We start from the raw sequence: 21,610 nt of genomic DNA, 5'->3' as shown, positions 1-21,610 counted from the left end.
CGTCTATTCCGCCTCGATGCCCTTGGACGCGCTCGCCCAGAGCTTGCGGTCGGACACGCCCTTGGTCGCCAGCAGTTCCGGCGCACCCGACCACACGTCGTAGCCCTGATCGCGCAGCCGGTGCGCGATGTCTTCGCGCGCCAGCATCTTCTGCGCGGCGGCGTTCATGCGCGCGACCAGCGCCGGGTCCATGCGCGCCGGGCCGTACAGACCGAACCAGCCGCCCACGTCGTAGCCGGGCACGCCCGACTCGATCATGGTCGGCACATCGGGCAGCATGCGGTTGCGCTGGCGCGAGGTCACGGCCAGCGCGCGCAGCCTGCCCGACTGGATGAAGGGCCGCGAGGTCGCGATGATGTCGAACATCATCGTCACGGTGCCACCCATCACGTCGGCCAATGCCGGCGCGCTGCCCTTGTAGGGCACATGCGTCATCTGCACACCCGCCATCTTCTCCAGCAGCGCGCCGCTCAGGTGGTTGGAGGCGCCCACGCCCGCCGAGCCGTAGAACACCTTGCCGGGCCGCGCCTTCGCATAGGCCAGCAGCTCGCTCACGCTGCGCACGGGCAGCTCGTTGTTGACCACCAGCACGTTGGTGTAGTCCACCAGCGGCGCGATGGGCGTCAGGTCCTTCATCGGGTCGAAGGCCATGTGGCGCTGCACATTCGGGTTGATGGTGATGGTCGGGCTCGCGCCGAAGAACAGCACGGCGCCATCGGGCGCGGCCTTGGCGACCGCATCGCCACCGAGCGAGCCGCTGGCGCCGGGCCGGTTGTCCACGATGACCTGCGTGCCCAGCTCCTGGCTCAGCGCGGGCGCGAGCAGGCGTGCAGCGCCATCGACCGGGCCACCGGCGGAATAGCCGACCACGAGCTTGATGAGGGACGGCAAGGGTTGTTGTGCGAAGGCTCGGGAAGGCAACGCCGCAAGCGCTGCGCTGCCCGCCAGCGCAGCCATGAGGTGGCGGCGCGAGAAGTCGATGGGTGTCATGGGCGATGTCTCCTGTTGTGTATTTCTTCGGCGGCTCACATCTCTCAGGCCGGTAAGTCCAGGACTTGCCGGGCGAGGATGTTGCGCTGTATCTCGTTGGTGCCGCCGTAGATCATTGCGGCCGTGGAGCCGATGAGCGGCGACAGCACGTTGAAGGTCTGCCCGTCGAGCAGCTGGTCGCCGGCAACGGCGCCCTGCTCTTCCCCGGCCTCGACCAGCAGCGCGCCGATGCGGTGGTAGGTCTCGCTGGCCCAGATCTTCAGCAGCGACACCGACGCGGGCAGCGGCTTGCCGGCCCGCACGATGTCGGCAAAGCTGGTGTAGGCGGCGGTCAGGTCGGCCACGTCGAGCCGCAGCGCCGCGAAGCGCTGCGCGAACACCGGGTCGGCAAACAGGCGTCGCGCCTGCGCCAGCCGCGCCAGCTGGCCCAGTGCGTACTGCGATTGCTTGGGGCTGCCAAGAAAGATGCGCTCGAAACCCAGCAGCGCCTTTGCGATCGTCCAGCCGCCATGCAGCTTGCCAACCAGATTCTCGGCCGGCACGCGCACGTTGTCGAAGAACACCTCGCAGAACTCCGGCTCGCCCGCCAGCGTGTGGATCGGCCGCACCGTGATGCCCGGCGTGCGCAGGTCGCACAGCAGGAAGCTGATGCCCTCCTGCTTGCGCGCGTCCTTGTCGGTACGCACCAGCATGAAGATGTGGTTGGCATCCTGCGCGAGCGTGGTCCAGATCTTCTGGCCGTTGACGATGAAGTGATCGCCTTGCGCATCGCGCGCGGGCAAGGCCTCGGTGCGCAGGCCCGCGAGGTCGGAGCCGGCGTTGGGTTCGGAATAGCCCTGGCACCAGACGTTCTCGCCGCTCAAGATGCGCGGCAGAAAGCGCTGCTGCTGTTCAGGCGTGCCATGCTGGATCAGCAGCGGCCCGATCATCACGATGCCCTGGTCGGGCGCGCGTGCCACGCCGTACTGCTCCAGCTCCTCGATCCAGGCGATGAGCTTGTCGGCCGGCAGGCCCATGCCGCCGTGCGCCTGCGGCCATGCCGGTGCGATCCAGCCTTGCGCGGACAGCGTGAGGTACCAGTCGCGCATCTCGCTCCAGCGTGCGCGGTGCGACAGGTAGCGCAGTTCTTGCGGGTAGCGCTGCTGCAGAAAGCCGCGCACCATGCGGCGGAACTCGGGCTCGGGCATCGCGGCCCAGTCGGCCTGTCGCGGGAACTCGCCAGTCCATGCCGCCGCCGGGCCTGCGCTCGTGTCGGCCTCGTCCGTCAACGCGGCATGCCGGCGCTGATGCGCAGTGACGTTGCCCAGCCATGCGGAAAGGCACAGCACGCGCTTGTAGAACAGGCTCAGGTCGCACTCCTGCGTGTAGCCGATGGCGCCATGCAACTGCACAGCCGCGCGCGAAGCCTGCAGCGCGGCTGCGGTGCAACGCGCGTTCACGCGGCTCGCCTCGGCTTCGAGCCGATTGCACGACAGATCCTGCGCGGCCAATGCCAGCACCTCGTTCAAGGTGGCATGCGCCACTTCGAGGTGAATGAACATGTCGACACAGCGATGCTGCAGCGCCTGGAAGCTGCCGATGGGCTTGCCGAACTGCGAGCGCGTGCGCAGGTACGCCAGGGTCTGGGCCAGCATCGCCTGCCCCGCGCCCAGCAGCTCGGCCGCCTGCAGGATCTGGCCGGCGGCGAGCGCATGGCGCAGCGCATCTTGCGCGGCAGGCCCTTGGGCCAGCACGGCACCAGGCGGCAGCGCGACCTGCTCGAAACGCAGGTTGGCCGCCTGGCTGCCATCGACCAGCGGCACCAGCGTCTCGGTCACGCCTTCGGTGCCGCGCGGCACCCACAGCAGCACCGCATCGTCGTCGCCGCGCGCAGACACCAGCCAGCCGCTGGCGGCGGCGCCGGGCAGCACCATGAGTTTTTCGCCTTGCAGAAGCACACCGCCGGCCTTTGCGCCGTGCACCTCGCAACCACAGGCCAGCGGCACCGCGCTCAGGTCGCCCGCGCTTTCCTGCCAGGCCAGTGCGGGCAGGCTGCGGCCTTCAACCAGTTCGCGGAGCAAGGCGTGCGCGCCCGGCGTGTTCAGCCGAGCCAGCAACAGCGCGCTGAGGCCGGCCACCGCGAGCAGCGGTTCAGGCGCCACGTGCTCGCCGGCCGCGCGCAGGATTTCTGCCGCACCGTCGAGCCCCAACGCAAGGCCGCCCGCAGATTCAGGCGCCAGCATGCCGGGCCAGCCAAGCGCCGCGATCTCAGGCCAGCCCAGCGCCTCGTCAGCGTCCGGTTGTTCGGTGCGGGTGCGGCGCCTGCCGATGGCGCGGCTGCGCGCGAAGTAGTCCAGCGCTGCTTCGCGCACTGCCGCAAGTGATTCGGTGTCCATCCAGTTTGCCTGCCTCGTTCCGTTGCAAAGACGAATCGCAGCGTGCCTGAAGACACCGCCACAGGGCATTTGCATTTGCCGAAGGGAGGGTTTCGCAATCACAGAGCAGTCTTGCGCGAGGAGGCATAAATTCGCGCCATGACCAAGATCAAGAAATCCCTGCACACCGAACTCGGCCACAGCACGCCCGACAAAATCACCGTTCGCGGGCGCGACCTGCCTTCCGAGATCCTCGGCCACCTGAACCTGGGCGACATGGCCTTCCTGGAGCTGACCGGGCGCATCCCGACGCCACAGGAGTCAGTGACCTTCAACGCCATCGTCGTCACGCTGGTCGAGCACGGCATCACACCCAGCGCGCTGGCCGCGCGCCTCACCTACGCGGGCGCCCCCGAGGCACTGCAGGCAGCAGTGGCCGCTGGCCTTTGCGGGCTGGGCACTGTGTTCGTGGGCAGCACCGAAGGCGCCGCCAAGATGCTGTACGAGGCGATTCCGTTCGGCGAGAAGCCGACACGCCCGCTCGCCGACATGGCAAAGGACATCGTGGCCGACCACCGCGCGCGCAAGCAGATCGTGCCGGGCCTGGGCCATCCATTGCACAAGCCGATCGATCCGCGCACGCCGCGCCTGTTCCAGATCGCGGCGGAGAACGGCTTGTCCAGCCACTACGTGGCGCTGATGCAGGCGGTGCAGGAAGAAGCCGAGCGCGTGTCGGGCAAGTCGCTGCCGATCAACGCCACGGGCGCCATCGGTGCGATTGCCGCCGAGTTCGGCTTTCCGTGGAAGATCATTCGCGGCTTCGGCGTGATGGCGCGCGCCATCGGGCTCGTGGGCCACATCCTCGAAGAGATCGACGACCCGATGGCCATCGAGATCTGGCAGCGTGTGGAAAAAGAAGCCGGCGGCCCGCGCCAGGACTGAGCGAGCAGCAACCGATGAACAACGCCAACGACAAGAGCTTCCCCGACATCCGCGACGCCGTGCGCGACCTGTGCGCGCAGTTCCCCAACGAATACTTCCGCAAGATCGACGAGGCGCGCGGCTACCCCGCCGAATTCGTCGACGCGCTCACCAAGGCCGGCTGGATGGCCGCGCTGATCCCGCAGGAATACGGTGGCTCGGGCCTGGGCCTGACCGAAGCCTCGGTCATCATGGAAGAGATCAACCGCTGCGGCGGCAACTCCGGCGCCTGCCACGGCCAGATGTACAACATGGGCACGCTGCTGCGCCACGGCAGCGAAGCGCAAAAGCGCGAGTACCTGCCGCGCATTGCCACCGGCGAACTGCGCCTGCAGTCGATGGGCGTGACCGAGCCCAGCACCGGCACCGACACCACCAAGATCAAGACCACGGCCGTGAAGAAGGGCGACCGCTACGTCATCAACGGGCAGAAGGTGTGGATCTCGCGCATCCAGCATTCGGACCTGATGATCCTGCTGGCGCGCACCACGCCACTGGCGGACGTGAAGAAGAAATCCGAAGGCATGTCGATCTTCATCGTCGACCTGCGCGAGGCCATCGGCAAAGGCATGACGGTGCGGCCGATCCTGAACATGGTGAACCACGAGACCAACGAGCTGTTCTTCGAGAACCTGGAGATTCCGGCGGAGAACCTGATCGGCGTGGAAGGCCAGGGCTTCAAGTACATCCTCGACGGCCTGAACGCCGAGCGCACGCTGATCGCGGCCGAATGCATCGGCGACGGCTACTGGTTCATCGACAAGGTGACGGCCTATACCAAGGAGCGCGTGGTGTTCGGCCGACCCATCGGCCAGAACCAGGGCGTGCAGTTTCCGATTGCCGAGGCCTTCATCGAGATCGAAGCGGCGAACCTCATGCGCTACGAAGCCTGCCGCCTGTTCGACGCGCACCAGCCCTGCGGCGCGCAGGCCAACATGGCGAAGTACCTTGCGGCCAAGGCGAGCTGGGAGGCGGCGAATGCCTGCCTGCAGTTCCACGGCGGCTTCGGCTTTGCCTGCGAATACGACATCGAGCGCAAGTTCAGGGAAACGCGGCTGTACCAGGTCGCGCCGATCTCGACCAACCTCATCCTGAGCTACGTGGCCGAACACATGCTCGGCCTGCCCCGGTCTTTTTGACTCGCCCCCAGGCTTCGCGCACTTCGTGTCGCTTCTCCAACCCCTACCGGGGGCAACACCTGAGGCCCGGCATAGCCGGTTCCTCGGTGTTCCACGAAAGGATCCTTCATGACTTCCGCCACCATCGACCACCCCAGCAAGACGCTCGCCACCTTCGCCGCCGCACTACAGTTCGGCGACATCCCCGCGCCCGTGCTGCGCCGCACCGAAGACCTGATGCTCGACTGGCTCGGCTCGGTGCTCGCGGCCCGCACGTCACGCCCCATACGCAGCATCGAACGCTTCGCGCAGATGATGGGGCCCGCCGATGGGCCCAGTGAAATACTGACCTCGCGCCGCACCAGCTCGCCGTTGTTCGCGGCGCTGGTCAATGCCGCCGCCTCGCACTATGTCGAGCAGGACGACGTGCACAACGGCTCGGTGTTTCACCCGGCCGCCGTGGTGATTGCGCCCGCACTCGCGGTGGCACAGAGCATCGGCGCGAGCGGCGCGCAGTTGTTGACGGCGGTTGTCGCGGGCTACGAAGTCGGCATCCGCGTCGGCGAGTTCCTCGGACGCTCCCACTACAAGACCTTCCACACCACTGCGACAGCGGGCACGCTCGCAGCCGCTGCCGCCGTAGGTCGCCTGCTGAATCTCACGCCGCAACAGATGCTGCATGCCTTCGGCTCGGCAGGCACGCAGTCGGCCGGTGTGTGGGAGTTTCTGCGCGATGCCGCCGACTCCAAGCAACTGCATTGCGCGCATGCCGCAGCCAGCGGATTGATGTCGGCCTACCTGGCGCAGGACGGCTTCACCGGTGCCGCAAGAATCCTCGAAGGCGCACAGGGCCTCGGCGTGGGCATGTCGAGCGACGCCGATCCGGCGAAGCTCACAGATGGGCTCGGCACACGCTGGGCGCTGGCCGAAACCTCCTTCAAGTACCACGCCTCCTGCCGCCACACCCATCCCGCGGCTGATGCGCTGCTGCAGGTGATGACGCAGAACAAGCTCACGCCGGCAGACGTTTCGCACGTGACCACGCACGTGCATCAAGGAGCCATCGACGTGCTGGGCCGCGTGACGGTGCCGGCCACGGTGCACCAGGGCAAGTTCTCGATGGGCACGGTGCTGGGCCTGATCGCCGTACACGGCCGCGCGGGTCTGGGCGAGTTCGACCGCGACTTTCTTGCCCCCGAAGTGGCGGCCTTCCGCGACAAGGTGACGATGCAGCTCGACGCCGAAGTCGACACCGCCTACCCCGCACGCTGGATCGGCAAGGTCAGCGTGCACACTGCCGATGGCCGCACGCTGCAGGGCCGCGTGGACGAACCCAAGGGCGACCCAGGCAACAGCCTGAGCCGCGCCGAGATCGAGGACAAGATGCAGCGCCTGACGCACTACGGCGAGGGCGCAACGGCGCAAGAGGCGAAGGCCTTGTGCCAGCGCATCTGGCAACTGGCCGATACGCCGAAGGTCGAACGCCTGTTCGCCTAGAACGACTCAGGCAAAAAGGCGCCCGTGGCCGGGCGAGCGCGCATCGAGCCCGGCCGTGCGCACCAGGTCCCAGAAGCCTGCCGGTGAACTGGAGACAACCGGCACCTGAAGCCGCGCCTCGACCTCTTGCACTGCATCGAGCGTGACCAGTCCGCCGCACGAGATGAGGATGCCGTCCGCGCCGGGCTGGGCTTCGAAGACTTTCACGCAAAGGTCGACCAGCACCTGCGTCGGCACCGCGCCGACCTTCTGCACGTCGGAAATCGACAGGCCTTCAAGCGCCAGCGGTTCGAAGTCGCTCTGCTCCAGGTAGCGTCGCAGGTGTACGTTGACTTCGTCGATGTAGGCAGTAGCCACCGCCACGCGCCGCACCGTCAGGCTGCGCAGCCCGTTGATGATGGCGTTGCTCATGGTGGAACACGGCAGGCCGGTGGTGCGCGCCATTTCCGCTTCCAGTTGCTGGTTGAATTCAGCACCGCGAAAGAAGCTCAGCGAAGTGCCCATGAGCGACACGGCGCTGACGCCTTCGGCCTTGAGTTCGAGCGCCTTGCCGATGACCGAGTCGATCACTTCCGTGTAGCCGCGCGTGGAGATTTCACCGAGGCCAAGGCCGCGCGCGCTGAAGCGAATTCGGTCGCCGTAGAGCAAGGGGCCGTCCACCGGCACCGCGCCGGCTGCGGGGGGAACGATCAGGCCTAGATGGGGTTGTGTCATTCAGTGGCTCCAATTGCTTTGCTGTTGTGGGTTGGTTTTTTTCAGGGTGAGTGCGAATGACACCAGGTGCTCCCCTCCGCGAATGTCCCCCGCTTCGCTCCTCCTTTATTTCGCTGCGGGGAGCACCTGGCGTCATTCGCACCTGGACACGCTGCTGGTGCACCGCCGATCAACGACCGCTCCGCATAACGCTCACGTCGATACGGGGCTCTTTTTAGCTAAATAAAGGAGGAGCGAAGCGGGGGACATTCGCGAAAAAGAGCACCGTGTCGGCGTGAGCGTCGCCCTGAACAGCAAAGGCTTCAAACTACCCCCCATCCGCCACGATGTGCTGCTCAGTGATGATGCGTTTCCATCGCGTGGTCTCTTCGGCCATGTCCTTGCCCAGTTGGGCCGGCGTGGCATAGGCGCGCAAGGTGCCTTGCGCGGCAGCAGCGACACCCGCTTCGGGCGTTTCGAGCACGGCCTTCACCGCGGCCGAAAGCTTTTCGACGATGTCATTGGGCGTGCCTGCAGGTGCAAGCAGGAAGATGCGCGGCGCCACATCGAAGCCCGGCAGCGCATCGGCCAGCGGCGCAACACTCTCCGCACCTTCGAGCTTCGCGGTGTTCATCAGCGCCAGCGCGCGCAGCTTGCCGGCCTTGGCCTGCGCCATCGCGGCCGTGGCGCTGACCACGCCGATGGGCACCTGACCACCGATCACGTCTGGCACGATCTGCGCGGCACCGCGGTACGGCACATGCACGACAAACGTGCCAGTGGACTGCTTGAGCATCTCGAAGCCCAGGTGCTGCACGGTGCCGACGCCCGAAGTTGCAAACGAATAGCGTGCCGGATGCGCCTTGAGCAGCGCCACCAGTTCGGCCGGTGTCTTCGCGGGAAAGTCGTTGCCGGTGACGATCATCAGCGGCGAGATGAAAGCGCCCGCCACCGGCTTGAAGCTGGTCAACGGATCGATGCCCATCTTCGGCTGCAGCAGCTTGGCGATGAGCAACGCGCTGTCGCCCATCATCAACGTGTAGCCATCGGGCGGCGCCTTCGCCACGAGATCGGCAGCAATGAGCCCGGTGGCACCGGTGCGGTTTTCCACCAGCACCTGCTGGCCCAGCACCGCCGACAAACGCACACCGAGCAGGCGCGCCACCGCATCGACCCCACCGCCGGCCGAGTAGCCCACCACGAGGCGGATAGGCTTGTCGGGATACTTCTGCTGCGCCCACGCAGCGGGCACGGCGAGCGCACCCATCAGGCCCAGGGCCACTGCGGCCCGCAATGCATGCCGGCGTGCCGGGCGATTCGCTTGTCTGCTGGCGTTCATCGTGTCTCCGTTGTTCTGGGGTCGTCGCCGGCCGTCTTTGCGGCCTGGTCGTGTTCGGAAGTCTCGCGTGTCGTCGCTCGGTTCAGGCCTTGCCCTTGCCGTGCGAGGTCGGCAGTTTCGCCAGCTCGCGCACGCGCTCCGCGTTGGGCGTGAAGCCGAGCCCCGGCGTCTCGGGCAGCGTGAGCCAGCCTCCATCAGGCACCGGCAGGCCGTCGAAAATTTTCTCGAGCATCTTCACCGCGACGTAGTGGTACTCCACCAAGCCGCCGTTCGACACACCCGCATGCAGATGCATGTTGTGGAAGGGCCAGGCGCCGCCGTTGTCGATGGGCACGTTGAAGGCCTGCGCCATGCCCGCGATCTTCAGGCACTGCGAATAACCACCCGAGATGGTCACGTTGGGTTGCAGCACGTCGGCCGCCTGGTTCACCAGCAGGTCGCGAAAGCGGAAGGCCAGGCCTTCGTTCTGCCCGCAGGCCAGCGGGATGCGGGTGCGCGCGCGCAACTGGGCCATCTGGCGCACATCGTTCTGCGTGAGCGGTTCCTCGAAGAAGCTGATGCCGTAGGGCTCGATGCGCTGCGCCAGTTCGGTCGCATGGAACAGGTCGAGGCCGCAGTTGGCATCGACGTACAGCTTCACATCAGGGCCGACGGCTTCGCGCACGGCGGCAACGCGACGCACGTCTTCGGCAATGACTTCATCGAGCGGTCGCGGCTCATCGCGGCGCGCCAGCGCATGGTTGCCGACCGTCATCTTCAGGCGCTGGAAGCCCTGCGACACCCAGAGCTTTGCGGCGGCGGCGAGCTGGTCGCGCTCGAAGAAGCCGAAGCCGAAGGTGGCGTACACCGGCACCTTGGCGCGTGCCCCGCCCAGCAGGCGCCACAGCGGCTGGCCGAGCGCCTTGGCCTTGATGTCCCACAGCGCGATGTCGAGCGCGGCGATGGTGTGGCTGGCGTAGCCGGTCTGGCCGCGCGGCGACAGCAGCCAGTAGAGCTTGTCCCACAGGCGTTCGGTGGCCATCGGGTCTTCGCCGATCAGCGCGGGACCGGCCACCTCGCGCACGGCGGCGGCGATGATTTCTTCCTCGGTGATGGCGGTCATGCCGTGGCCGACGAGGCCGGTGTCGGTCTCGATCTCGGTCAGGCACAGGGACAGCGAGGTCTGCTTGTTCAGGCCCACCACGTCGATGGTGACGGGAATGTTCAGCGGCGTGGCGCTGACGCGGATGATCTTCAAGAATGTCTCCTTTGTTTTGTGGCCATCTGGTGATCTTTCGATCTGTCGAGAGCCATCTTTGCGCGCCGGCCGCTGGAGAACAATTCGTTTTTGGCAGGCGCGAGGCTTCGTGCCCCGCGAAGGCTCGGGCTCAGTCGGGCCGACCTAGGTGTTCGAGCACCGAACGCGCGGCCACGGTCAGGTCTTGCTGCCGACGCACGCACAGCAGGTGCCGACGCATCGCCCAGGGCGCATCGAGCTTCAGGCAGCGCAGGCGCAGGATCTGCAGCTGCGACAGCACGGCCGCATAGGGCAGCACGCCGATGCCCACGCCCTGCTCCACCATTCGGCACACCATGTCGAAGCTGCCGACCTGCATGCGCACCTTGAGCGGCACCTGCGCCTCCAGCGCTGCGCTCAGCAGCACGCGGTGCAGAGCAGTGCCTTCGCGCACCACGATATGGTCGTGCCGCAGCACCTCGTCCACGCCGATGCGCTTGCGCCGGGCCAGCGGATGGTCGCGCGCGACGATCACGGCCAGCTCGTCAGTTCGGTACGGCAGGCATTCCAAGTTCTCGGCGGGCGTGTTGCCCTCGATCACGCCGATGTCGGCCAGGCCGGCCTGCACCGCCTTCACCACCTCGGTGCTGGCACGCTCCTGCAGGTCGATCTTGAGCACCGGATGCAGCCGCAGGAAGGAGCCGATCTGCGCCGGCAAGAACTGCGCGATGGTCGACGCGTTGGCCGTGATGCTGACCACGCCCGCCACGCCGTTCTGGAAATCATCGAGTTCGGCGCCCAGCCGGTCCATGGCCGACAGCACGGAACGCGCATGCAACAGCAGGCCGTGGCCCGCCGAGGTGAGCGTGACGCCGCGCGCATGGCGCACCAGCAGCGGCAGCCGCGCGCGGGCTTCGAGGTCGGAGATGCGTTTGCTCGCGGCCGCCAGTGCAATGTGACAGCGCTTGGCACCCTCGCTGATGCTGCCGTGGTCGGCCACGGCCACGAAAAGGCGCAGCGATTTCAGGTCAGCAGACATGCGGCGCGCGCCTTCAGGGCGCGACGAGGTGGTCGAACAGTTCGCGCGCCGAGGCCGGCAGTTGCTCGCGGTTGCGCGCGATGAGCTTGAGTTCGCGCTCGGCCCATGCATCGCTCAATGAAACAGTGGCAATCCGCATCGCCATCGACAACCGCTGCGCCGAAGACGCCGGCAGCACGCCGACGCCCACGCCCGCTTCGATCATCAGGCAGATAGCCTCGAAGCTGCTGACCTGGATGCGCGGGTTGAAGCCCCGGCCCGCCAGCTCGGCGCGGCGCTGCAGGAAGCGATGGATCGCGCTGCCGTGGTGCAGGCCCACGTGCTGTTCATCCAGCGTGTCGGCAAAGGCCACCGAGGGCGCGCCCGCCAGATGGTGTGTGAGCGGCACCACCAGCACGAGCTGGTTGCTGCCGAACGCGCGCGCGTCGAAATCGCCGGTGTGCACGTCGCCGGCCAGGATGCCGATGTCGGCTTCGCCGTCGGCCACCGCGCGCACGATTTCCTCGCTCAGGTATTCGCGCAGGTCCACCTGCACGGCCGGATGCTGCGTGAGAAAGCCCGCCAGCTTCTGCGGCAGGTACTCGGTGATGGAGGTGGTGTTGGCAAACACGCGCACATGGCCCTTGATGCCCTTGCCGAAGTCCTGCATGTCGCAGCGCAGGTGCTCCATCTGCTGCATCACGCGCTTGGCGTGGTACAGCACGGCCTGCCCGGCGGCGGTGAGCGTCACGCCCTGCGCACTGCGGTGCAGCAGCTTGCCGCCCACGGCCTCTTCCATCTGCTTGATGCGGGTGGAAGCGGCGGCCAGCGAGATGCAGGCTTTCTCGGCGCCGCGCGTGAGGCTGCGCGCGTCCGCCACGTAGACGAACAGTTTCAGGTCGAACAGGTCGAAATGCAGGTTCACCGGGCAGCCGCAGCAAGGAGAAAAGGAACGCGCATTGTCCGGCGAATGGCGCGGTGCGCGCCTCGGTGTGCGCCCTTCTGCGGGTTTGACCTCAGACCGGGTCCCAACTGAACACGTCGGCCGAGCGGTCCAGCGGGTAGAAGCTGGCGCGCATCGCGGGCATGGCGTGCTCGGCAATGCTCTGCGGCGTCCAGCCTTCGGAGCGATGAACGGAACGCACCGGCCGCGGCTGGCTGATGAGCGAAATCTCGTTGTTGCGCACCGAGAAGATCTGCCCGTTGACCGCGCTCGCCGCATCGCTCGCCAGGTACACGGCGAGCGGCGCCACCTTGGCGGGCGTCATCTGCTTGATCTTGTCGACGCGGGCGCGCTGCTCGTCGGTGTCGGTGGGAATGGCGCCGATCATGCGGCTCCAGGCAAAGGGCGCGATGCAGTTGGAGCGCACGTTGAACTTGAGCATGTCGAGCGCGATCGATTTCGACAGCGCCACGATGCCGAGCTTGGCCGCTGCGTAGTTGGCCTGGCCGAAGTTGCCGATCAGGCCCGAGGTCGAGGTCATGTGCACCATCGCGCCGGCGTTCTGTTCCTTGAAGTGCGTGGCAGCCGCGCGGCTCACGTAGTAGGCGCCGTACAGGTGCACCTTGAGCACGGAATCCCACTCGTCGACCGACATCTTGTGGAAGAAGCGGTCGCGCAGGATGCCGGCGTTGTTGATCACCGCGTCGATGCGGCCGAAGCTCTCGACGGCGCATTCGACGATGCGCGCCGCGCTGGCGGCGTCGGCCACGCTGTCGGTGTTCGGCACGGCCTGGCCGCCGGCGGCGCGGATCTCGTCGACCACCTGCTGCGCCGGGCCGGCGCTGCCCACTGCGCCGCCGCCTTCGGCGGCGAGTGCGCCGTCGAGCGCGGCGCCAATGTCGTTGACCACCACCTTGGCGCCGTTGCTGGCCATGGCCAATGCAATGTCGCGCCCGATGCCGCCGCCCGCGCCGGTGACGACGACCACTTTTCCTTCAACCATTTTTGTCTCTGCTCCGGATGTTCGACCGCGGGTTCGCGGGGTCGATTCCAGAATGCCACAGGGGGCGGGCTACGGGTTTCGGATTTACGAAGAGGGTCTTCAGCGGCGCCCCGGCGACTTACTGCCGCGCGGTACGGATATTGGCCGGCAGCGCCTGCGGCCAGCTCGTGCGGAACGGGTTGATGTCCAGCCCGCCGCGCCGCGTGTAGCGCGCATACACCGCGAGCTTGGTCGGCTTGCAGCGGCTCCAGATGTCCGTGAACATGCGCTCGGCACACGGCTCGTGGAACTCGTTGTGGTTGCGAAAGCTCACGATGTACGCGAGCAGCCCGGCCTGCTCGATGGGCGGGCCGCTGTAGCGGATCTGCACGCTGCCCCAGTCGGGCTGGCCGGTGACGAGGCAGTTGCTCTTGAGCAGGCGGCTCGTCAGGGTTTCGTTCACATGCACCTGCGTGGTGTCGCTGGTCAGCAGCTCGGGTGCGGGCTGGTAGTGGGTGCACTCGATGTCGAGCCGGTCGAGGTCGAGGCCGTCGATTTCATGCACCGGCTCGCGGTCGAACAGCTCGGGCGTGAGCAGCTTCACGCCGATGCCGCCCGACTGGTCGCTGCCGCGCCATGCCGCTTCGGCGAGATCGGTGCGCAGGTGTTCGCGCACGGCGTCGATGCTCGCGAAGGTGCTGTTGTTGAAGCTGTTCAGGTAGAGCTTGAAGGACTTGCTCTCGATGATGTTCGGCGTTTCGCAGGGAATGGTGAAGTGCGCAATGGCCAGTTGCGGCTTGCCGCGCGGATTGAGCCAGCTCACTTCGAAGGCGGTCCAGAGGTCGGCGCCGAAGAAGGGCAACGCGCCGGTCTTGATGCCCATGGCTTCGCGCTGGGTGGCGCGGGCAATGGGGAACAGCAGCGAGGGGTCGTACTTGTCGGCATAGGCCGAGGCGCGGCCCAGTTGCGATTGTTCGGGGGTGTTTGCGTTGTCGGGGTGGTTGTCGAGGCTCATGGCTTATCCTTGGCGTGCGCCGCATGGGCGAACGGGGCGATGTGGTTGGCGAGGATGGTGCAGACCTGGGGCGGCAGGTCGTGGCCCATGCCGGGAACGGCGATGAACTTCGCACCGGGAATGCGCTTGGCCGAGTCTTCTCCGCAAGCAATGGGCACGAGGGCATCGGCATCGCCGTGCAGCACCAGCGTCGGGCGCTGGATTTGCGGCAGCACCTTGGGGCGTTCGTCGTCGGCGCCGATGGCGAGCATCTGCCGCATCAGGCCGGCCGGGTGGTACGCGCGGCGCATGCTGAAGGTGAGGCGCTCGGCCAATTCTTCATCGGTCTGCGGATAGGCCGGGCTCTGGATGAGCCGCAGCAGCCTGATGCTGTGCGCCACGAGTTCGGCCTCGCCCTTGCCCAGCGGGCGGCGCATGAGCATGGACGCGACTTCGCGGCGCGGGCCGGGCAGGCCGCGCGCGCCGCTCGAACTCATGATGCTCACGAGGCTGGCCGTGCGCTGCGGCGCGGTGGCCGCGATGCGCTGCGCGATCATGCCGCCCATCGAGGCGCCGACGATGTGCGCCTTGGCGATGCCCAGTGCGTCGAGCACGCCGAGCGAATCGAGCGCCATGTCCTGCAGGGTGTAGGCCGAGCGCACTTTCAGGCCGAGGCGGTGGCGGATGGTTTCCCAGACGATGTTGCCGGTGCCGGCATGGTCGAAGCCCTGGCTCAGGCCGATGTCGCGGTTGTCGTGACGCACCACGCGAAAGCCGTCGTCGACCAGTTGCTGCACGAAGGCGGCGGGCCACGCCACCAGTTGCATGCCCAGGCCCATGATGAGCAGGATGACGGGGCGTCCTTCGCCACCGGTATCGTCGACTTCGATCTGCAGGCCGTTGGCGTTGACTTTCATCTCGTCCTTGTGATTACTTGAATTCGCGCTCGCGCAGCCATTTGGTGGCGACCCACTTCTCGCCGGCCAGCACCGGCGCACCGCCGTGCAGGGTGCGGGTGGCGGGGTCGGGGCGGTCATAGCTGAAGAACACGCCGGTGCCGCGCACGGGTGCGACTTCAAGGCCCACGTCGGGGAATGTGGTGGCGCCGCCCTGTTCGGGCTCCTGCAGGTACATCACGAGCGTGGCCACGCGCTGGCCGCCGCGCTTGAGGATGGTGGGCGTGCCGGGCTCTTGGGGGTCGAAATAGTCGTAGTGCGGGCGGTACTGGGCGCCGGGGGCGTAGCGCAGGATCTGCAGGCCCTCGCCGTATTCCAGCGGCCAGCGCAGCAGCACCGCAAGGCGTTGTTCGAGCCGCGCGACGATCTCGTTCTCGCCGCGCTCGAAGAACATGCCGTCGCTGGTGCGGTCGATGTTGAGCACTTCGCCGCCGGTGCGCGTTTCCACGGTGAGCGAGCGCGCCAGGCGCACCCGGGCTGCGGCGATCAGTCCTTCGCATTCCTCGGTCGACAGCAGGTTGCCGAAGACGATCACGCGCGGATGCCGCAGCGTGTGCAGCACCTGCACGCGGCGGTCGCCGGCATCGAGGTAGAGCGGCGCGCCGTCGAGGTCGGGGCCGGGCATCTCGGTGCGCGCGGGGGCCAGGGCCGCCTCGACATCGGGGAAACCGGCTTCGAGCTGGGCCAGCGCCACGTCGGTGGCCGAATCGTGCCAGCCGGCCGCGCGCATGGACACGCGCAGTGCTGGCACCGAATGACCGGCCGCCAACTGGGCCACCAGCCATTCGCGCAGTTCCGGACTGATCGGTTGAGACATCAGACTTTCCTTCTGAACACCAGCCTTTCGGCCGTTGACACGCTTGCGTCGAAACCATAACCCTCGAGGTCGAACTTTTCCAGCGCCTTGGGCGTGGCCGCCTTGTGCAGCACGGCCCATCGGGCCAGCAGGCCGCGGGCGCGCTTGGCGAAGAAGCTCACGATCTTGTACTTGTCGCCCTTCCACTCCTGGAACACGCATTCGACCACGCGTGCCTTGAGCACCTTCTGGTCGACCGATTTGAAGTATTCCTGAGAGGCGACGTTGATGACGACCGGCGTGCGGTCGGCCGCCAGCCGCTCGTTCAGGTGCTCGGCAATGCGCGAGCCCCAGAAGGCGTACAGGTCCTTGCCGTGGCGGTTGGCCAGCGCGGTGCCCATTTCAAGCCGGTAGGGCTGCAGCCGATCGAGCGGCCGCAGGATGCCGTAGAGGCCACTGAGGATGCAGACGTGGTCTTGCGCCCAGTCGAGCTGCGCCTTGGTGAGCGTGCGGGCATCGAGGCCGCCGTAGACGTCGCCGTCGAAGGCAAAGGCCGCCTGGCGGGCGTTCTTCTCGGTGCTTTTGGAAGACCAGGCTTCGTAGCGCGCCACGTTCAGGGCAGAGAGCTTGTCCGACAGGTGCATCAGTTCGGCGATCTGCTGGGGCGACTTCTCGCGCAGCAGCTTGATCAGCTCGGCCGAGGGGCCGCGCGGAGCTTCGAAATGGGATTGGGTGGCGGGGGTTTCGGAGGGGACCGGGGTGTCGTAGTCGAGAGACTTTGCAGGGGAGAGCAGAAAGAGCATCCCGGAATTATGAGTGGCTGCCATGACCCGAAGCCGCGCCGGTAAAATCCCCGGCAATCCCACCTCTGTCACCAACGGCACCCGAGGGTGCCGTTTTGCATTCCCCATGAGCGAACCCACTACCCCTTCCGCACAACCTGGTCTCGACAGCCTGTCGAAATCGTTCGAACCCGCCGCCATCGAGGCGCACTGGGGCCCGGAATGGGAAAAGCGCGGCTATGCCAAGGCGGGCTTCCGCGGCACGCAGCAACCCAAGGAAGGCGCCGATTCGTTCGCGATCCAGTTGCCGCCGCCGAATGTGACGGGCACGCTGCACATGGGCCATGCGTTCAACCAGACGATCATGGACAGCCTCACGCGCTACCACCGCATGAAGGGCGACAACACGCTGTGGGTGCCGGGCACCGACCATGCCGGCATCGCGACGCAGATCGTGGTGGAGCGCCAGCTGCAGGAGCAGAAGGTCAGCCGCCACGACCTGGGCCGCAAGAACTTCGTGGCGCGCGTGTGGGAATGGAAAGAGAAGTCGGGCAACACCATCACCGAACAGATGCGCCGCATGGGCGACACGGTGGACTGGAGCCGCGAGTACTTCACGATGGACGACGACCTCTCGGCGGTCGTGACGCAGACCTTCGTGAAGCTGTACGAAGAAGGCCTGATCTACCGCGGCAAGCGCCTGGGCAACTGGGACCCGGTGCTCAAGACCTCGGTGAGCGACCTCGAAGTCGAGAGCGAAGAAGAAGACGGCTCGCTCTGGCACATCGCCTACCCGCTGGAAGACGGCAGCGGCACGCTGACCGTGGCCACCACCCGGCCCGAAACCATGCTCGGCGACACGGCCGTGATGGTTCACCCGGAAGACGAACGCTACAAGCACCTGATCGGCAAGCACGTGAAGCTGCCGCTGGTGGACAAGCTGATTCCGATCATTGCGGACGACTACGTCGACAAGGAGTTCGGCACGGGCGTCGTCAAGGTGACGCCGGCGCACGACTACAACGACTACGCAGTCGGCCAGCGCCACAAGCTCGAAGTGATCGGCATCCTCACGCTCGACGCGACCATCAACGACAACGCGCCCGAGAAGTACCGCGGCATGGACCGCTTCGTGGCGCGCAAGGCCATCGTGGCCGACCTCGATGCGCTGGGCCTGCTGATCGAGGTGAAGAAGCACAAGCTGATGGTGCCGCGCTGCGCGCGCTCGGGCGCCATCGTCGAGCCGATGCTGACCGACCAGTGGTACGTGGCCATGACGCGCCCCGGCGCCGACGGCCAGTCGATCGCGCAGAAGGCCATCGACGTGGTGAAGTCGGGCGAAGTGCGCTTCGTGCCCGAGAACTGGGTCAACACCTACAACCACTGGATGGAAAACATCCAGGACTGGACCATTTCGCGCCAGCTCTGGTGGGGCCATCAGATTCCGGCCTGGTACGACGAGGAAGGTAACGTGTACGTGGCCGAGAACGAGGCCGATGCACAAGCCAAGGCCCCGGGCAAAAAGCTCACGCGCGACGAGGACGTGCTCGACACCTGGTATTCGTCGGCGCTGGTGCCCTTCTCTTCGCTGGGCTGGCCCGAGAAGACGCAGGACCTCGACCTGTACCTGCCCTCGACCGTGCTCGTGACGGGCTACGACATCATCTTCTTCTGGGTCGCCCGGATGATCATGATGACCAAGCACTTCATCGGCAAGGTGCCGTTCAAGCACGTCTACATCCACGGCCTGGTGCGCGATGCGCAAGGCAAGAAGATGAGCAAGTCCGAAGGCAACGTGCTCGACCCGGTCGACCTGATCGACGGCATCGAGCTGCCCGAACTGCTGGACAAGCGCACGCAGGGCCTGCGCAAGCCCGAGACGGCACCGGCCGTTCGCAAGAACACGCAGAAGGAATTTCCGGACGGCATTCCGGCCTTCGGCGCCGATGCGCTGCGCTTCACCTTCGCCTCGCTGGCTTCGCTCGGCCGCAGCATCAACTTCGACTCCAAGCGCTGCGAGGGTTATCGCAACTTCTGCAACAAGCTGTGGAACGCCACGCGCTTCGTGCTGATGAACTGCGAAGGCCAGGACTGCGGCCTGTTGGAGCACACGAAGGAAGACTGCAAGGTCGGCGGCCCGGCGCATGGCTACCTGAAGTTCAGCCGCGCCGACTACTGGATCGTGTCGCAACTGCAGCGCGTCGAGGCCGAAGTGGCCAAGGGCTTCGAGGAATACCGGCTCGACAACGTGGCAAATGCGATTTATCAGTTCGCGTGGGACGAGTTCTGCGACTGGTATCTGGAAATCGCCAAGGTGCAGATCCAGACCGGCGACGATTCGCAAAAGCGCGCCACGCGCCGCACGCTGATCCGCACGCTCGAAACGCTGCTGCGCCTGGCGCACCCGGTGATTCCGTTCATCACGGAAGAGCTGTGGCAGAAGGTGTCGAAGGTTGCAGGTCGTGAGGGCGCGTCGATCATGGTCGCGGCTTATCCGAAGAGCCAGCCAGAGAAGATCGACGAAGCGGCCGAAGCGCATGTGGCGCGGCTCAAGGCGCTGGTGGATGCATGCCGCACGCTGCGCGGCGAGATGAACGTGTCGCCCGCCGTGCGCCTGCCGCTCTATGCGGTGGCCGACGATGCCGAAGGCGCGGCCTTCCTGCGCGAATCGGCGCCTGTGCTGCAGGCGCTGGCCAAGCTGAAGGAAGTGAAGGTCTTCGACGACGAGGCCGCGTGGCAGGCTGCAGCCGAAGCGGCGCCGGTGGCAGTGGTCGGCGCGGCCCGCCTGTGCCTGCACATGGAAATCGACAAGGCCGCCGAGAAGGTCCGCATCGGCAAGGAAATTGCCCGCATCGAGGGCGAGATCGCCAAGGTGCACGGCAAGCTCGGCAACGAAGCCTTCGTGGCCAAGGCGCCGCCCGCCGTGATCGATCTGGAGCGCAAGCGCCTGGCCGATTTCACTGCCACGCTGGAGCGCCTGCGCGACCAGCTTGTGCGCCTCGGCTGACAGACGCGGGAAGTTTCGGGCGTTTAGGATGATGGTTCGGCACTTGCTTGCCGCGCCAGCATCAGTTTGCTGATTCGACTGACCTCCCATCTTCCAACGAACCGACGCCGAACTGCCCATGTCCACACCATCGACACGTATCCGCAAGGCTGTATTTCCCGTTGCGGGCTTTGGCACCCGCTTTCTGCCCGCGACCAAAGCGCAGCCCAAGGAAATGCTGCCGGTGGTCGACAAACCGCTGATCCAGTACGCGGTGGAAGAGGCTTATGCCGCGGGCATTCGCGACATGATCTTCGTGACCGGCCGCAACAAGCGCGCCATCGAAGATCACTACGACACCGCCTACGAGCTCGAAAGCCAGCTCGAGGCCAGCGGCAAGACCGCACTGCTGAACATCGCCCGCTCGGTGATGCCCGACGACATGACCTGTTCGTACGTGCGCCAGCCGCGCATGCTGGGCCTGGGCCATGCGGTGCTGTGCGCCGAGCACCTGGTGGGCAACGAACCCTTTGCCGTGCTGCTGGCGGACGACTTGATGGTCGGCCCCGAGGGCGGCGAACCGGTGCTCGCGCAGATGACCGCTGCTTTCGCCCGCCTCGGCGCGTCGCTGCTGGCCGTGCAGGAAGTGCCGCTGGAGCACGTCAAACGCTACGGCATCGTGGCCGGCGAGACGGTCGAGGACGGCCTGGTGAAGGTCCATCGCATGGTCGAGAAGCCCAAGCCCGAAGAAGCGCCCTCGCGCCTGGGCGTGGCAGGCCGCTACATCCTCACGCCGGGCGTGTTCGACGAGATCCGCAACCAGCCCAAGGGTGCGGGTGGCGAGATCCAGCTGACCGACGGCATCGCCGCGCTGATGAAGAAGGAATCGGTCTACGCCTATGCGTACAAGGGCATCCGCTACGACTGCGGCAGCAAGGAAGGCTTCCTGCAGGCCACGGTGGAGCTGGCGCTGGCGCACCCGGAAGTGGGCAGCGAATTCCGCGAGTACCTCAAGAGCCTGAAGCTGTAACGGCTTCGGTCTTGGTCTTGGTTTTTCTCCTTCCCCTCCCGGGGGAAGGCCGGGATGGGGGCCAGCGGCCTCAAATCCAGTTCAGCGCCTCTTCAGCACATGAATGAAGTCGCTCCCCACCGTCTCCTGCGCCATCAGCTCATTGCCGGTCTGGCGCGCAAAGGCTTGAAAGTCCCGCACTGACCCCGGATCGGTCGACACCACCTTCAGCAGTTGCCCGCTCGCCATGTCATTGAGCGACTTCTTGGCCTTGAGGATGGGCAACGGGCAGTTCAGCCCGCGCGTGTCGATTTCGCGATCAACTTCCACGCTTGGGCTCCTCGGGCGGCAGGTTGAGCCCACGGCGGCGCTCTTCGTTTTCGGCAGCGGTGAAGAACACAGGCTCGTGGCCGCGCGTGCGCAGCCAGTCGGCCAGCGCGTAGCCCGTGCCCGCAGGCCAGCAGCGCAGGTCCGGCAGGTCGTAGAGGCGGTAGTCGACCAGTTCGGGCGAGAGCTTCACCTCGCCATCGGCCACCACGTGGTACGCGATGATGATCTGGTTCATGCGCTGGAAGTCGTAGGCGCCGACGAGCTTCGTGGCGCTGACGTCGAGGTTCGTTTCTTCCTTCACCTCGCGTGCAATACCCTCTTCGGGCGTCTCGCCAGCTTCCATGAAGCCGGTGATCAGCGCGAACATCTTGCCGGGCCAGGCCGCGTTGCGCGCCAGCAGCACCTGGCCGCGGTACTCGACGATGGCCGCCAGCACGGGCGTGGGGTTGTTCCAGTGGGTGTGGCCGCAGTTCGGGCAGCGCAGGCGCTCCTTGGGGCCGCCGTCTTCCATCAAGGCGATCCACTCCAGCGGCGTGGCACAGACCTGGCAAAACTTGGGATGGGGCATGGTGTGGTCTCTGTTCTTTTTCTGGGGCTTGCGGTGCCTCGTGGACGGGCACCGTAGC

At 66.4% G+C, this 21,610-nt stretch carries 19 protein-coding genes; 5 read left to right on the top strand and 14 right to left on the bottom strand.

The features are described from left to right. Positions 1 to 3: 3 nt before the first annotated feature. Both H7F35_RS19325 and H7F35_RS19320 read right to left on the bottom strand, forming a co-directional pair. Positions 4 to 990 (bottom strand): Bug family tripartite tricarboxylate transporter substrate binding protein, encoded by a 987-nt coding sequence (locus H7F35_RS19325; protein WP_187108213.1) that lies wholly within the window; start codon positions 988 to 990, stop codon positions 4 to 6. Positions 991 to 1,034: 44 nt separating this feature from the next. Beyond that, positions 1,035 to 3,365 carry an acyl-CoA dehydrogenase gene (locus H7F35_RS19320; protein WP_187108212.1) on the bottom strand — a complete coding sequence of 777 codons (2,331 nt, stop codon included), beginning with the start codon at positions 3,363 to 3,365 and terminating at the stop codon, positions 1,035 to 1,037. 138 nt (positions 3,366 to 3,503) lie between these two features. Between H7F35_RS19320 and H7F35_RS19315 the strand changes: the two genes are divergently transcribed. The 3 genes from H7F35_RS19315 (at position 3,504) to H7F35_RS19305 (ending at position 6,940) form a co-directional block, all read left to right on the top strand. Next, positions 3,504 to 4,286, top strand: coding sequence for a citryl-CoA lyase (locus H7F35_RS19315; RefSeq protein WP_187108211.1), 783 nt, complete (start codon positions 3,504 to 3,506; stop codon positions 4,284 to 4,286). Positions 4,287 to 4,300: 14 nt separating this feature from the next. Continuing rightward, positions 4,301 to 5,464 carry an acyl-CoA dehydrogenase family protein gene (locus tag H7F35_RS19310; protein ID WP_187108210.1) on the top strand — a complete coding sequence of 388 codons (1,164 nt, stop codon included), beginning with the start codon at positions 4,301 to 4,303 and terminating at the stop codon, positions 5,462 to 5,464. 108 nt (positions 5,465 to 5,572) lie between these two features. Then, on the top strand, positions 5,573 to 6,940 hold the full coding sequence (locus H7F35_RS19305; RefSeq protein ID WP_187108209.1) for an MmgE/PrpD family protein: 1,368 nt from the start codon (positions 5,573 to 5,575) through the stop codon (positions 6,938 to 6,940). A 6-nt stretch (positions 6,941 to 6,946) separates the two neighbouring features. Here H7F35_RS19305 and H7F35_RS19300 read toward each other — a convergent pair whose 3' ends face one another. From H7F35_RS19300 to yaaA, 10 genes are all read right to left on the bottom strand, one after another. After that, complete coding sequence (locus H7F35_RS19300) at positions 6,947 to 7,654, bottom strand: arylmalonate decarboxylase (protein ID WP_187108208.1); 708 nt, start codon at positions 7,652 to 7,654, stop codon at positions 6,947 to 6,949. A gap of 307 nt (positions 7,655 to 7,961) precedes the next feature. Beyond that, complete coding sequence (locus tag H7F35_RS19295; protein ID WP_187108207.1) at positions 7,962 to 8,972, bottom strand: Bug family tripartite tricarboxylate transporter substrate binding protein; 1,011 nt, start codon at positions 8,970 to 8,972, stop codon at positions 7,962 to 7,964. Positions 8,973 to 9,054: 82 nt separating this feature from the next. Beyond that, entirely contained in the window at positions 9,055 to 10,209 is a 1,155-nt protein-coding gene (locus tag H7F35_RS19290) for a mandelate racemase/muconate lactonizing enzyme family protein (RefSeq protein ID WP_187108206.1), read from the bottom strand. A 130-nt stretch (positions 10,210 to 10,339) separates the two neighbouring features. Next, complete coding sequence (locus H7F35_RS19285) at positions 10,340 to 11,227, bottom strand: LysR family transcriptional regulator (RefSeq protein ID WP_187108205.1); 888 nt, start codon at positions 11,225 to 11,227, stop codon at positions 10,340 to 10,342. A gap of 13 nt (positions 11,228 to 11,240) precedes the next feature. Continuing rightward, a complete protein-coding gene (locus H7F35_RS19280) occupies positions 11,241 to 12,131 on the bottom strand; it encodes a LysR family transcriptional regulator (RefSeq protein WP_187108204.1) in 891 nt (296 codons plus the stop codon). A gap of 91 nt (positions 12,132 to 12,222) precedes the next feature. Further along, a complete protein-coding gene (locus H7F35_RS19275) occupies positions 12,223 to 13,152 on the bottom strand; it encodes an SDR family NAD(P)-dependent oxidoreductase (protein WP_187108203.1) in 930 nt (309 codons plus the stop codon). 118 nt (positions 13,153 to 13,270) lie between these two features. Then, the gene (gene queF, locus H7F35_RS19270) at positions 13,271 to 14,146 is read right to left on the bottom strand and encodes an NADPH-dependent 7-cyano-7-deazaguanine reductase QueF (protein WP_187108202.1); all 876 of its coding nucleotides are present in this window, start codon (positions 14,144 to 14,146) and stop codon (positions 13,271 to 13,273) included. Next, on the bottom strand, positions 14,143 to 15,042 hold the full coding sequence (locus tag H7F35_RS19265) for an alpha/beta fold hydrolase (protein WP_187108201.1): 900 nt from the start codon (positions 15,040 to 15,042) through the stop codon (positions 14,143 to 14,145). The genes queF and H7F35_RS19265 overlap by 4 nt, the downstream gene beginning before the upstream one ends. A 13-nt stretch (positions 15,043 to 15,055) precedes the next feature. Next, positions 15,056 to 15,898: a 2OG-Fe(II) oxygenase gene (locus H7F35_RS19260; protein ID WP_187108200.1), complete on the bottom strand. Its 843-nt coding sequence runs from the start codon at positions 15,896 to 15,898 to the stop codon at positions 15,056 to 15,058. Further along, on the bottom strand, positions 15,898 to 16,680 hold the full coding sequence (yaaA, locus tag H7F35_RS19255) for a peroxide stress protein YaaA (protein ID WP_187108199.1): 783 nt from the start codon (positions 16,678 to 16,680) through the stop codon (positions 15,898 to 15,900). The genes H7F35_RS19260 and yaaA overlap by 1 nt, the downstream gene beginning before the upstream one ends. 106 nt (positions 16,681 to 16,786) lie before the next feature. Here yaaA and H7F35_RS19250 point away from each other — a divergent pair, with 106 nt between their 5' ends. Next, positions 16,787 to 19,666, top strand: coding sequence for a valine--tRNA ligase (locus H7F35_RS19250; protein ID WP_187108198.1), 2,880 nt, complete (start codon positions 16,787 to 16,789; stop codon positions 19,664 to 19,666). Between the two features lie 118 nt (positions 19,667 to 19,784). Next, on the top strand, positions 19,785 to 20,675 hold the full coding sequence (gene galU, locus H7F35_RS19245) for a UTP--glucose-1-phosphate uridylyltransferase GalU (protein WP_187108197.1): 891 nt from the start codon (positions 19,785 to 19,787) through the stop codon (positions 20,673 to 20,675). An 81-nt stretch (positions 20,676 to 20,756) separates the two neighbouring features. Here the strand turns inward: galU and H7F35_RS19240 are convergent, their stop codons facing one another. Next, positions 20,757 to 20,984 (bottom strand): sulfurtransferase TusA family protein, encoded by a 228-nt coding sequence (locus H7F35_RS19240; protein WP_119555274.1) that lies wholly within the window; start codon positions 20,982 to 20,984, stop codon positions 20,757 to 20,759. Continuing rightward, positions 20,974 to 21,552: an NUDIX domain-containing protein gene (locus H7F35_RS19235; protein WP_124457892.1), complete on the bottom strand. Its 579-nt coding sequence runs from the start codon at positions 21,550 to 21,552 to the stop codon at positions 20,974 to 20,976. Before H7F35_RS19235 ends, H7F35_RS19240 begins: the two co-directional genes overlap by 11 nt. Positions 21,553 to 21,610 lie beyond the last annotated feature (58 nt).

The organism is Variovorax sp. PAMC26660 (assembly GCF_014302995.1).
In the GTDB taxonomy this organism is placed as follows: Bacteria; Pseudomonadota; Gammaproteobacteria; order Burkholderiales; family Burkholderiaceae_C; genus Variovorax.
This window is presented reverse-complemented; position numbering and strand designations above follow the sequence as displayed.